Raw genomic sequence first — 12,208 nt, forward strand, 5'->3', positions numbered from 1 at the left:
GGGGTAATACCTGTATTAATTTCAAAAAAATGGGAATCAATTATTTGCTTTGCAAATATGAATAATAGAAGGGTCTATTTTTTATCAGCTGGAAAAATATGTTATGAACAGCTGCGTAAAATAGGCCCTTTTATTTTTACTTTAATTAGCCTGAATAATTTGAACAAGCAATTATCTGAAATCTGAAATAAGTGACATAAAATTCAATATCCAAAATGAAGAAAGGGGGAAAAGAAAAATGTCAGAGAAACAATATGTTGTTTTTGTACTGGACGGCGAATACTACGGCATTGACATTTTAAATATTCAGGAAATCACAAGGTATGAAGCGCCGACAAGAATTCCCAATATGCCTTCATATATGCAAGGCATAATTAATCTGCGGGGAAACATCATCCCTGTAATCAACCTCAGAAAAAGATTTAGCCTGGGGAGCAGTGAGGTTACAGGTGAAAGCAGGATTATTGTAGTTAACCTTTTTGAAAGAAAAGCAGGACTTTTAGTCGATGCAGTAACCCAGGTAACAAAAATCGGTGACGGTCAAATAGAACCGCCCCAGGAAATAACTGCCGGTTGTGAACGCAAATACATTGCCGGTTTAGCAAAAAAGGGAGAGAAGATCATTATTCTTTTGGAACCTGCTGCCGTACTGGCGGAAGGCCAAGAAGTGAAGACCGGAAAAATTGCAGGCTGAAAACCAGGGCATGAAATTATCTGGTATTAACAATTTTCAGATCAGGAAGGAGGGACAGGATGGAAGAAAATATATTACAGGAAATTATACGGCAGGCGCCCTTCGGCTATGCCTACCACAAATTAGTTTACAATGCAGAAGGGCTTCCGGAAGACTATATCTTTCTTGATGTCAATCCTGCCTTTGAAGAAATGACCGGGTTAAAAAGGGAAGCCATCCTTGGGAAAAGGGTGACGGATATCTTGCCCGGTATCAGAAACAGCGGTTTTGACTGGGTAGACTTTTACGGCAAAGCGGTGTTATGCGGTGAAAGGCGGGAATTTACCCAATACGCGGAGCCCCTGGGACGCTGGTACAAAATAACCGCTTTTGCTCCGCAAAAAGGGCATTTTATTACTATTTTCCAGGAAATCACTTCAGAAATGGAACGGATAAAAACCCTGGAGGAACAGGAGCAGAGAATCAGGGAATTGACTACAGAACTGGAAACAGTGTTCAACGGTACCCAGGATGCCATGTTCCTCGTCAGGGTGGAAAACGGTGAATTCCGCTACATCAGGAATAACGCCGCCCACCAGGAATTGACAGGGTATAGCCTGGAGGATATAAAAGATAAAACTCCTTTTGAAGCAGCGGGGGAAGAAATCGGCGCAATTGTCAAGGCCGGTTATCAAAGATGCGTGGAGGCCAAAGTGCCCATAACTTATGAAGAAACACTGCCTTTTCCGGCCGGAGAAAGGACCTGGCTAACGGCCCTGACGCCTGTGCTGGAAAATGGGAAAGTAAAATACCTAGTGGGCTCCCGAAAGGACATTACCTTGCAGAAAAAGGCAGAAAAGGAAAGAGAAGAGCTGTTACATCGCCTGCAGGCCATGTTCAACGGACATACCGCCGTCATGCTCCTGGTCGAGCCAATATCCGGCAGAATCGTTGATGCCAACCCAGCCGCCTGCGCCTATTACGGTTATACCAGGGAAGAAATCCTGAGTATGTGCATCCAGGACATCAATATGCTCCCTAAAGAAGAGGTCGAAAAGTGTCGCCTGTTGGCCTTTAAGGAAAAACAGAGATATTTTGTTTTCCCGCACCGCTTGAAGAGCGGGGAAATCAGGCTGGTTGACGTTTATTCCTGCCCCATAACCCATAGCCGGAAAAAATTGCTTTTTTCCATTATTTTCGACGTCACCGACCGAGAAAAGTACAAAGAAGAACTATACCGGGAAAAAGAACTGCTTAGAACCACCCTCCTTTCCATTGGCGACGGAGTGGTCACCACCGACCAGGCAGGCAAGATAACGGCCTTAAACAGGGCGGCGGAAGAAATAACGGGCTGGAGTGAAGAAGAAGCAAAAGGCAGTCCCTTTGCCCAGGTTTTCGAGCTGATCAGTGAAGATACGGGTAAAAAGGTGGAAGATCCTGTAGCCAAAGTTTTAGAAACAGGGAAAATCATCGGCTTGGCCAACCATACTGCCTTAATCGCCAAAGACGGGCGTAAGATACCAATAGCCGACAGTGCTGCACCCATCAAAGACGAGAAAGGACAAACCTTCGGAGTGGTCATGGTTTTCCGAGATGTTACGCAGGAGAAAGCTCAGCAGGAAAAAATCCTCTATTTAAGCTACCATGATTCACTGACCGGCCTTTATAACCGGCGGTTCATGGAAGAACAGATAAAAAGGCTGGAAATGTCCCGGGAACTGCCACTGGCGCTAATCATGGCCGATGTCAACGGGCTGAAACTGGCTAACGATGTCTTCGGCCACGAAGAGGGGGACAAGCTCCTGAAAAAAGCGGCAGAGATATTAAAGGAAAGCTTCCGGAAAGAAGACATCATCGCCCGCTGGGGCGGGGACGAATTCCTCATCCTGCTGCCACGGACCTCTGCCAAAACTGCAGAGGAAATCATTGAAAGGATCAAAAACAGGTGTTTGCAAGTAAGCGACGGGAAGGTGCAGCTGAGCATAGCCATGGGTTATGCAGTGAAGACACAAGACTCAGAAAGCCTTAAGGAAACTCTCAAAGAAGCCGAAAAATGGATGTACCACAGGAAATTAATGGAGGGCAAAAGTTACCGTAGCGCCATTATCAATACCCTCCTTGCCACCCTGTTTGCTAAAAGCGCGGAAACGGAGGAACATGCCGAACGTTTGAAAATCTACTGCCTTACAATAGGCAGAGAAATGAGGCTTTCTGCTAAAGACCTGGACGAATTGGTTCTATTAGCTGTGCTGCACGACATCGGCAAAGTGGGTATTAAGGAAAACGTCTTGCAAAAGCCCGGGCCTTTGACAGCGGAAGACTGGGAGGAAATGAAAAAACATCCCGAAATCGGCTGCCGCATTGCTCAAAATACCCCGGAACTTGCGCCTGTAGCTGAATACATCCTGTGCCACCATGAGCGCTGGGACGGACAAGGCTATCCACAGGGTTTAAAAGGAGAAGAGATACCTTTACTCTGCCGTATTCTGGCTGTGGCAGACGCCTATGACGCCATGACCAGCGACCGGCCTTACCGCAAAGCACTGAGCAAGGAGGAAGCCATGGCGGAGATAAAGAGAAATGCAGGGACCCAGTTTGATCCACGGATGGTGGAAATGTTTTTGGTAGCCATAAGATAAGAGACAAAACGTCTTGAAAATAAATTTTAATGTTTTAAAAATAAAAATAATAATTAAGAAATAAGGAGGTATCCCCGTGAATTGGTATAACAACTTAAAAATACGCACCAAACTTATCAGTGGTTTTTTAGTCGTTGCCTTTATTGCCTTAGCTTTAGGCATCTTCGGAGTGTACAACATCAGAAAAATTGACAATCTGGACACCAAACTTTACGAAACCATGACAGTCCCTTTAGGTGAAATGGCAATTATTGTAGAATCATATCAAAGGATGCGGGCGAATGTGAAGGACATTCTGCTGACAGATGACCCTGCCAAAATAAGTGACTATGAAAATAGAATAGCCCAAAGAAACGAGGAATTTTCCAAAAACCTGAAAAGCTATGAAAAAACCTTGTTTACTGAGGAAGGCAGGAAACTGACAGAAGAGCTGTTTCATCATAAAGAAAAATACGATGCCATCATGAAGGATGTGATACGCCTGGCCAAGGAAAACAGGCGGGAAGAGGCACGCCTCCTCATGTACGGTGAGGCTGAAAAAATCAGGGCTGATATGGAAAAAACCTATAGAAGGATGATGGAGATAAAAGTTGCCGCAGCTAAAGAAACTGCGGGAAATAACACAAATACGGCAAACCAAGCAACAACGGCCACAATTGCTTTCCTTTCGGCGGCTTTTATACTGTCTGTAGTTTTGGGGTTTTTCATTGCTAACTCCATTACAAATCCTGTCAAAGCCGCGGTTGAACACGCCCGTATCATGGCCGGCGGCGACTTTACCCGGGAAGTGCCGGAAAGCTTCCTGCGCCGTCGGGATGAAATGGGGCAGTTGGCCCATGCCTTTGCCGAAATGAATGAAAAAATACGCGCTTTGTTAAAAGAAGTGGCTGCCTCTGTTGCCGAAACCAGCGCAGCCAGCCAGGAACTCTCCGCCACAGTGGAAGAAGTCAGCGCCCAGGGACAAAACGTCAATGCCTCGGTAGAGCAGATCGCTGCCGGAATGGAAGAAACAAGTGCTTCTGTGGAAGAAGTGACAGCATCCAGCACAGAAATCGGGAATGGGGCAAGACAGCTTGAAGCAAGGGCCGGAGACGGCAAGGCAAAGGTGCAGGAAATCGAAAAAAGAGCAGAACAGATGAAGGAAACAGCCCAAACCTCCAAACTGACAGCACAAAGCATCTATAACGTAAAACAGCAGGAAATCAAGAAAGCTATCGAGGAAGCGAAAATTGTCGAAGAAATAGCCAAAATGACAGATGTAATCTCCGAAATAGCCGGCCAGACCAATCTTTTGGCCCTCAATGCCGCCATTGAAGCTGCCCGGGCCGGCGACCAGGGCCGGGGCTTTGCCGTGGTGGCGGAGGAAGTCCGGAAACTCGCAGAACATTCGGCCCAGACGGCAGGGAACATCCAGCAGGTAATAGAGCAGGTAAAAACGGCTGTGGACAAGCTTACCACTAATGCCGGGGAAATCCTGAAATTCATCGATGACAAAGTGGCTCCTGATTATGATATGCTGGAAAAAACAGGCGAGCAGTATGCGGAAGACGCGCGGTTTGTCAAAACCCTTACCGAAGAATTTGCTGCCGCAGCTTCCCGGATTGCTGCGTCCATCAGTGAGGTCAATACGGCCATGGAAGGAGTGGCAGCAGCCATTGAAGAAGCCACAGCCTCTTCCCAGGAAATTGCCAACAATGCTACAGAAACAGCAAAAGCCCTGGAAGGGGTGGCCAAAACCGCCCAGGCCCAGGCGGAAATGGCAGAGAAGCTCAGTTCCCTTGTGGCGAGGTTTAAAGTATAATGTGCGCTTGATTTAAAGTAAAGGGATAATTTAAGGTGGTAAGAAATGCTTGAAAATATATCTGCTAAAAAGAAGAAAATACTGCTGGTGGAAGACAACCGCTTAACTGCCATGGTCGCAGCGGAGTTTTTGCTTAGCAACGGCTATGAGGTGGAAACCGTCGCTACAGGAGAAGAAGCGGTGCATAAGATAAGCGGCGGCTTTCCGCCGGACCTGGTTCTCATGGATATCGAATTGGCGGGGGAAATGGACGGAATAGATGCGGCCCGCAGGATAATGAAATCCCGGGATATTCCCGTTGTATTTCTTACCGCCAACACATCCGGGGAAATTATTGATAAAATAAAAAAGGTTAAGGCTTATGGGTTCGTGTTAAAAGATACGGATAAAGCTGCCTTGCTATCCACAGTGGAAATGGCTTTGAAACTTCATGAAGCAAATACCCATGCCGGAATGTTTGAGCGGCTTTTTGAAAACTCCCTGAATGAACTATATATTTTTCATCCTAAAGCTTTAAAATTCGTGGCTGTAAACCGCGCTGCCAGAAAAAACCTGGGATATACAATCGAAGAACTGAACACCATGACACCCCTTGACCTCAAGCCCGAACTTGACCTGCAGAGTTTCAGGGAACTCCTTGTCCCTCTGGTCAGCGGGGAACAGGAGCAGGTCTTATTTAAAACAGTGCACCGCCGGAAGGACGGTTCCCTGTATCCTGTGGAAATAAATTTACAGCTTTTCGATTATGGGGGAGAAAAATTATGCATGGCACTGGTGGCTGACCTGACCGAAATAAAACAATTGGAAGAGGAAAAAAGGCGCAAAGAGGAGCTGTGTCGCCTGATGCTGCAGGGCATTCCCAGTCCGGCCTGGCTGGTATCAAGGGAGCGCCGTATTCTGGCGCAGAATAAAGCGGCGGCGTCATTATTTGGGTCAAAAGTCGGTGATTATTGCTGGGAAAGAGTCCTTGGCGGGGGAAACCTGCCGGATGAATACAGGGAGGTATTTGAAAAAAACGGCTCACCACTGCCCGGCACGAAATGCTATTTCTGCCGCGGAGACGAAGCCTTGGACAGAAATGAACCGATAAACAGCGAAGTGGAGCTGGCAGGCAACATATGGGATACATGGTGGATCCCGTTGGGAGAGGATGTCTACCTTCATTATGCTACAGATGTTACCAAACACAAGAGAATGGAAAAGGAATTGCGCTGTCTATCTGTTACTGATTGCTTGACAAACTGCTATAACCGCCGATTTTTTATGCAAAAACTGGAAGAAGAAATAGAGCGCGCCAAGCGGAACGGAAATAAGTTTTCCCTGATCATGCTGGACATAGACCGGTTTAAGCGCATCAATGACCGTTTTGGCCATAACGCTGGTGACGAGGTTCTTAAAAGCATGGCAGAATTAGTTAAGAACAGGATCCGCAAAATAGACATATTTGCCCGCTGGGGCGGGGAGGAATTTGTCCTGCTGTTGCCGGATACACCGGTGGAAAATGCGGCCCGTTTAGCGGAAGAATTGCGGGAAAGTTTAAGCCGGATGGATATACAGGGCGTGGGTCGTGTGACTGCCAGTTTCGGAGTTGCCGGTTATTGTCCGGGTGATAGTGTTGATTCATTGGTGAATAAGGCGGACAACATGATGTATGAGGCAAAGGCTGCCGGCAGGAATTGCGTGCGGTATATGAATCAATGTGAATAGCTATAGGAATCAGTGCCTCTGTGTATAGCCAAAGGCACTGCGGGGAATGGATGATGTGCGGAAATTTGATGAGCAGATGTTTGGGATGTTGGTTGAGTGTATCCGAGTAGAATTGTTGATCGAGGTGATGTTTGTATTGAAACCATAAGTTGAGGTGAGAAAGGTCATATTTGGCCGAAAAACTGAATTTTTGCAGCGGGACTTAGAACAAGCGAAAAAGTTTGGGCATACAGCGAATAGGGATTATCGATAAAGCTGGCAACGCCGTGTACCATAACGGCACGACCTCCTATCAGGCCGACCGGAAGTATTTCCGGCGGGCGATGGCGGGCGAGGCTAATGTTTCAAGCACTATTATCAGTAAACTTGATAATTCGCTTATTTTTGTCTTTGTCGCTCCGGTGCGTCATTACGCCACTGGCGAGAATACCGGCATAGTCACCGCCGTGATGAATGGCACGAAGTTCAGCCAAATTTTGGGACAGATAAAATTTGCCCAAACCAGTTACGCGTTCGCCAACGACAACAGCGGCAAAATAATTGCCAATAAAGAAATCGATTATGTGCTTAAGCAGGAGAATCTTCTAGAGAAGTCCAAGACCGACCCGGAGCTGGCCGTAGTGGCTGAAGAAGTGCGTAAACTCGCCGAAGAGTCGCGCTGTTCAGCCGCGTGCAAGACGTAAGCGCGCTGGCGGAGGCGGCTGACGCGACCGCCGAACAAATGGCCGCCTCGGCCGTAGAACTTTCCGCGTCGACGGAAGTGATTGCGGCATGCGCTCAGCAAACTTTAGGCGTTGCTAATAAGTTAACTGGCCAGGTTGATAAGTTCTAGCAATAAGCATAGGATCCCGGGCGCCGGCTTAAAAGCTGCGCTTGGGAGATTCGCATTAAACGCTTCGTATAAAACTTGATTATAGATTTATAGTAAAAATTATTAAAGGAAATATTTAGATCATTCGGGAGGGGATAAAAGTGATGTGGAAAGAGATGTACCGTATCGGCGTGGACAAAATTGACGAGCAGCACCAGGAGCTTTTCCGGCGGGTCGAGGAGTTCCTCCGGGCGGTTAAGGGCGCGGGGCAGTGGGAGGAAAAACTGGCCAAGGTAAAAGATACTTTGGCGTTTATGCAGGGCTATGTGGTGGAGCATTTTCAGAACGAAGAGGAATATCAGCGGGAAATAAATTATCCCGGCTATGAACAACACCATAAAATTCATGAGGAGTTTAAGTTCGAGGTCAACAAGTACGCGCAGAAATTTGCCGAAAAAGGCTATACCGAAGAATTTGCCCAGGAATTTGCCGGCAAGCTCATGACTTGGCTTATTAACCATGTGGCCATGACCGACCAGAAAATCGGCCAATACGTGCGGAAGGGAGGACAATAAGCATGAAGGCGGAGTATATCAATCCTTTTCTGGCGGCTACCCAGGACGTTTTTAAGCAGATGTTGGGCATGGATATAGAAAAGAGAAAAATTGAGCTTAGGGAGGACTTTGTTGATGGCCAGGACGCCAATGTTCTCATTGGCGTAATAGGCGCCCTGCAGGGGTCGGTGGTCTACTGCTTTCCCAAAAGCACCGCTTTGGCGATAGTCAAGTCAATGGCAGGCATGGAATTTGCGGAGATTGACACCCTGGTGGCGTCGGCTTTGGGAGAAATTGGCAACATAATCAGCGGCAATGCCTTGAGCCGCCTCGCCCAGGCCAATTATCACTGCGACATCGCCCCGCCGCAGATAATACTTGGCGGCAACAAGTCCATATCTATGGCTTCTTCTAAATATCTTTTCATTCCTATAACCTGCCAGGCCGGCGATATGGCGATAAGTGTAATGCTAAGAGAAAAAGCGTAGGGGATGTATTGTTGTATTATGAAGCTTTTGGTTATTGATCAGCAACAGGACCGTCCCTGCGGTTATGTTTTTATTAAAACGATCGCTGGCGTAATCCGCTTGTTTTGAAACAGAGTCAGGATCGCCGTCTGAATCTGGACAAACAAATCGACATTGCGGAATGCGGGTTCTTCTCCCAAACTACGGGCTAATCCCCGGTAAAAATCCGTGACCGTCAAAGTAGAAAGTGGAAAGTAAACGCCTTTAAACAGCGACAGGTTAAAAGCGGCGAAGTAGCGGACCAGAGAGCAGGGACGGGGGTTTGCGGTAGTCGCAGAGGAAGTCAGAAAGCTGGCGGAACAGTCGCAGAACTCCACCCAGGAAATATCTCGGCTAATTAATCAGAGAAAAGACTAAAAAAGGCCATAACCTAACTAATAAGCCTATAAAAAAGGCCAAATTTTTGTTGAACAACTAATTTGTATGTCAACTAATTTGTATTATAAAATGCCGGAGAGTTCTATATCTAAAAATCGGTTGTGCCTTAATGCAACATAAACCTAAAAATTTGTCAACTGCGAAAGTTGAGTTAATAATTATTAGGCTATTATTTGCTGTGGCAATGACTATGCTTTTAAGGCAATATTTGAGTCATAGAACTCGCCAGATTTTAATTGTGTGTATATCACTGTTAAAATCTTTCTCGCTACAGCAATAATAGCTTTTTTTCTGCCCAACCTGCTCTGACGTGACCAAAACCACACCGCAAATGTACTATGTCTAACGCGTACTGCTGCCCAAGCAACTTGACACAAAATAGCTTTGATATATGGGCCGTGTAAAATATTTCTTGATTTTACCTTGCTAGCACTCTCATCATTGCGTGGAGCCAAATTTGCCCAGGAACATAATTTAGAGCTACTTATAAAATAGTTGTCGATAGCATAAACAAAGCAAAAGCACCCCGTACATCTTTTTTAAAACATGTGATGTTTAGGGATGCTATTTTTTCAGGAAATCTCCTGTCGCATTTAATGGAGCTTCAAGTCTGTAGCCTCTGCTTTTCAATATCTGAAATTTGAAATCCATTAATTCCGGTGGTACATAAAGTTCCCTTGCGGCCCTGAAAAAATTCATTTCCGCGTCATTTATCAGTCTAATAACCTCATCATCAGGCAAGAGGATTTCAGCAGCGAAAACATTTGCTTCCCTTTCCGGCTTTGATGACATATCATAGCTGATAAGCTCCTGGGCCTGGGGATTCATTTTGGCCAAGTGTCTGTGGAAGCGGTCATGGCCAATTTCGTGAGCGCATACCAATCGTCTGGCAGGACTGTCCAAATCATTGTTAATGCAAATATATCGGCTCCGCCTTGTGTATATGTAAATCCCTTTAAGCTTGCCGAGCGGCCTGTAGAGAACATTAATATTAAGACAATCGGCAATCTCAAAGGGGTTTCGAGTTTTATGCTTTTGGATCAACCTCTCGGCTTCTCTCAAAATAAATTCCATACTTTTCACCCCGCAGCTAATCAGTTGGTGTATTTTTGCTGCCTTTATTTTTACGTACACCATACTTTTTGGCTTTTTTCTTTGAGTCGAAGTATATTTCGGTTAATACCTCAAAAAGCGCATCTTTATCTTCTTCTGATAATTCTCCTCCGGCAAATAAACATTTTGTAGTTTCAATGAATTTTTTTGCTTCGCTTTTTCCTCTCAACTTATCTTCTGCTTTAGCTTCCTCAAGAAATATTTCTTCCTTGGTCATTGCAATGCTTTCGCTATCATCTGTCAGGAAATCTGAAGATACGTTAAAGAAACCGGCGATTTTATCAATAAGTCCTGCCTCCCGTGGAAAACGCTGTCCGTTTTCATAATAAACCAAAGCCCGCCTTGTAATCCCGAGCTGCTCTGCAAAATCCTTCTGGGAAATGCCTGCCCTTTTGCGTAATAATCTAATTTTTTCGCCTAACTGCATTTGATAAAACACCTCCGGCAATATTTTGGCTATATTGTTCACTAATTATTCATAAAGAGAACAAAATCATTGACAAAAATATTGTTCACATATTATAATACAAGAGAACAAAAAATATGTCAATAATTTTGAACAGAGGTGAAAACAGATGAGTACTGAAAAAATGGCGTTAGTTGTGTTGAAACGAGGATTAGCTTCCATGCGCATTGATGAAGAGAGGGTATATCATAAAACAAAATTGTTGCTGAAAATATACCGGGATGTGGTTTGGTGTATTGAAGACAGGGTATGCGAGATTGAAGCAGAGTATTATGCCATGGGAGGCAATCGTCTGGCTGAAGCCTTGGATTACCTGGATGATTATGACCCCAATATTAATAAGAAAGACCTTGAAGAAAAGCTGTGCTCATTATTGAAAAGCAAGTGGCTTATTGAAATTGTGGACAAGGCATTGTTAAAAATAAAGAATTATCCTGATTATGGGGACTTGTATTTTAATATCCTTTACAAGCAGTACATTGTAAAATACAGGTATTCGGAAAAGGAAATTATCGAATCTCTCAATTGTGAGAGGACAACCTTTTATAAAAGAAAAAAGGAAGCTATTAATTTAATGGGCATTGCCATATGGGGATATGTGATACCTGCTCTAAGGGATATATGGCAAACGGAATGTGAACTAAATACGAACTGATAAAGGACAAAATACCTACATAACAAGTACTGAATACGAACTGCCAGGGTGTTACGATAATTATGATGGGTAGCTGCATACTTTAAAGCCCTCGATTCAGGCTTATACAGCCATGAGTCGAGGGTTTTTTTATGCCCCGAAACCCGCCCTAAATTGCACATAGGCAGCAAAAAAGGGTCGCACGGAAAACCGTGCGGCCCTTTTTTGCTGCCGGAAAGGGGACATCCGTGAAGCGTTTGTTTTGGTACTACATCCGGTATCCTTGATTTTCTCTGTTTTGCTAAGGCCCGCAAACAAAGCAAAACGGAGGGAAGGAAAGATGAAAGAATACAAAATAAGAGTGAAAAATGAAATTGTTACTGTAAGCAAGGAAATATATACCGCCTATTACAAGATGAGAAGACGTGAAAGGTACATAGAGGAAATCAGTATAAAGAACAATCTTTCTTATGACCAGCTAGTCGAGCTGGACTATCCTATCGAGCAGAAAATGTGTGATCAGCAACTTCTTGTTGAAGACGTTATTATTGAAAAAATCATGCTTGAGAAATTAATGCTGGCGCTTGCACAATTGACAGAGCATGAGCGGCTAATAATTAACGAACTGTTCTTTAATGGCAAAAGCGAAAGAGAGCTTGCAGATTCAATGAAGCTGCCAAGAACAACTTTGCAGTCTCGCAAAAACAGCATTATCAGCAAACTTAAAAAAATTATTGAAAAATAAAAATTTTTTTCGTCCACCCCTTCATTTTTTCGGCTTGAGCCTTTTGCAAAATTAGCTTTTTTGTTAAAGGTAAAACATTGTTAGTCGTTTAGATGTACTCTTTTTTCGCTAGATTAAGGTCAAAAACCAAACCACAATGTAATTTAACATTTTATTCCAG

12 protein-coding genes and 1 pseudogene are annotated in these 12,208 nt (G+C 44.7%); 10 read left to right on the plus strand and 3 right to left on the minus strand.

Annotation, left to right across the window (positions count from 1 at the left end; genetic code table 11):
• Positions 1 to 238: 238 nt before the first annotated feature.
• From HPY74_16790 to HPY74_16825, 8 genes and pseudogenes are all read left to right on the plus strand, one after another.
• Positions 239 to 694 carry a purine-binding chemotaxis protein CheW gene (locus HPY74_16790; GenBank protein ID NSW92297.1) on the plus strand — a complete coding sequence of 152 codons (456 nt, stop codon included), beginning with the start codon at positions 239 to 241 and terminating at the stop codon, positions 692 to 694.
• A gap of 59 nt (positions 695 to 753) precedes the next feature.
• Positions 754 to 3,312, plus strand: coding sequence for a PAS domain S-box protein (locus tag HPY74_16795; GenBank protein NSW92298.1), 2,559 nt, complete (start codon positions 754 to 756; stop codon positions 3,310 to 3,312).
• Between the two features lie 76 nt (positions 3,313 to 3,388).
• Entirely contained in the window at positions 3,389 to 5,113 is a 1,725-nt protein-coding gene (locus tag HPY74_16800; GenBank protein ID NSW92299.1) for a methyl-accepting chemotaxis protein, read from the plus strand.
• A gap of 45 nt (positions 5,114 to 5,158) precedes the next feature.
• A complete protein-coding gene (locus HPY74_16805; GenBank protein ID NSW92300.1) occupies positions 5,159 to 6,820 on the plus strand; it encodes a diguanylate cyclase in 1,662 nt (553 codons plus the stop codon).
• A 221-nt stretch (positions 6,821 to 7,041) separates the two neighbouring features.
• A complete protein-coding gene (locus tag HPY74_16810; GenBank protein ID NSW92301.1) occupies positions 7,042 to 7,503 on the plus strand; it encodes a methyl-accepting chemotaxis protein in 462 nt (153 codons plus the stop codon).
• 289 nt (positions 7,504 to 7,792) lie between these two features.
• On the plus strand, positions 7,793 to 8,206 hold the full coding sequence (locus tag HPY74_16815) for a hemerythrin family protein (protein NSW92302.1): 414 nt from the start codon (positions 7,793 to 7,795) through the stop codon (positions 8,204 to 8,206).
• Positions 8,207 to 8,208: 2 nt separating this feature from the next.
• Positions 8,209 to 8,673, plus strand: a complete 465-nt coding sequence (locus HPY74_16820) for a chemotaxis protein CheX (GenBank protein NSW92303.1) — start codon at positions 8,209 to 8,211, stop codon at positions 8,671 to 8,673.
• 285 nt (positions 8,674 to 8,958) lie between these two features.
• Positions 8,959 to 9,054, plus strand: a pseudogene (locus HPY74_16825) (hypothetical protein).
• A gap of 224 nt (positions 9,055 to 9,278) precedes the next feature.
• Here HPY74_16825 and HPY74_16830 read toward each other — a convergent pair.
• The 3 genes from HPY74_16830 to HPY74_16840 form a co-directional block, all read right to left on the minus strand.
• A complete protein-coding gene (locus tag HPY74_16830) occupies positions 9,279 to 9,593 on the minus strand; it encodes a transposase (protein ID NSW92304.1) in 315 nt (104 codons plus the stop codon).
• 61 nt (positions 9,594 to 9,654) lie between these two features.
• Positions 9,655 to 10,164, minus strand: coding sequence for an ImmA/IrrE family metallo-endopeptidase (locus HPY74_16835; protein NSW92305.1), 510 nt, complete (start codon positions 10,162 to 10,164; stop codon positions 9,655 to 9,657).
• Positions 10,165 to 10,180: 16 nt separating this feature from the next.
• Positions 10,181 to 10,630, minus strand: a complete 450-nt coding sequence (locus tag HPY74_16840) for a helix-turn-helix domain-containing protein (GenBank protein ID NSW92306.1) — start codon at positions 10,628 to 10,630, stop codon at positions 10,181 to 10,183.
• 148 nt (positions 10,631 to 10,778) lie between these two features.
• Here HPY74_16840 and HPY74_16845 point away from each other — a divergent pair, with 148 nt between their 5' ends.
• Positions 10,779 to 11,324 (plus strand): hypothetical protein, encoded by a 546-nt coding sequence (locus HPY74_16845; GenBank protein NSW92307.1) that lies wholly within the window; start codon positions 10,779 to 10,781, stop codon positions 11,322 to 11,324.
• Positions 11,325 to 11,643: 319 nt separating this feature from the next.
• Positions 11,644 to 12,048, plus strand: coding sequence for a sigma-70 family RNA polymerase sigma factor (locus HPY74_16850; protein NSW92308.1), 405 nt, complete (start codon positions 11,644 to 11,646; stop codon positions 12,046 to 12,048).
• Positions 12,049 to 12,208 lie beyond the last annotated feature (160 nt).

The sequence above is a fragment of the Bacillota bacterium genome (assembly GCA_013314855.1).
Lineage (GTDB): Bacteria > Bacillota > Clostridia > Acetivibrionales > DUMC01 > Ch48.

What these genes read in the sequence shown, in the direction of transcription:
- HPY74_16790 (NSW92297.1), top strand. Translation starts at nt 239, where the DNA reads ATGTCAGAGAAACAATATGTTGTTTTTGTACTGGACGGCGAATACTAC.
- HPY74_16795 (NSW92298.1), top strand. Translation starts at nt 754, where the DNA reads ATGGAAGAAAATATATTACAGGAAATTATACGGCAGGCGCCCTTCGGC.
- HPY74_16805 (NSW92300.1), top strand. Translation starts at nt 5,159, where the DNA reads ATGCTTGAAAATATATCTGCTAAAAAGAAGAAAATACTGCTGGTGGAA.
- HPY74_16820 (NSW92303.1), top strand. Translation starts at nt 8,209, where the DNA reads ATGAAGGCGGAGTATATCAATCCTTTTCTGGCGGCTACCCAGGACGTT.
- HPY74_16835 (NSW92305.1), bottom strand. Translation starts at nt 10,164, where the DNA reads ATGGAATTTATTTTGAGAGAAGCCGAGAGGTTGATCCAAAAGCATAAA.
- HPY74_16840 (NSW92306.1), bottom strand. Translation starts at nt 10,630, where the DNA reads ATGCAGTTAGGCGAAAAAATTAGATTATTACGCAAAAGGGCAGGCATT.
- HPY74_16845 (NSW92307.1), top strand. Translation starts at nt 10,779, where the DNA reads ATGAGTACTGAAAAAATGGCGTTAGTTGTGTTGAAACGAGGATTAGCT.
- HPY74_16850 (NSW92308.1), top strand. Translation starts at nt 11,644, where the DNA reads ATGAAAGAATACAAAATAAGAGTGAAAAATGAAATTGTTACTGTAAGC.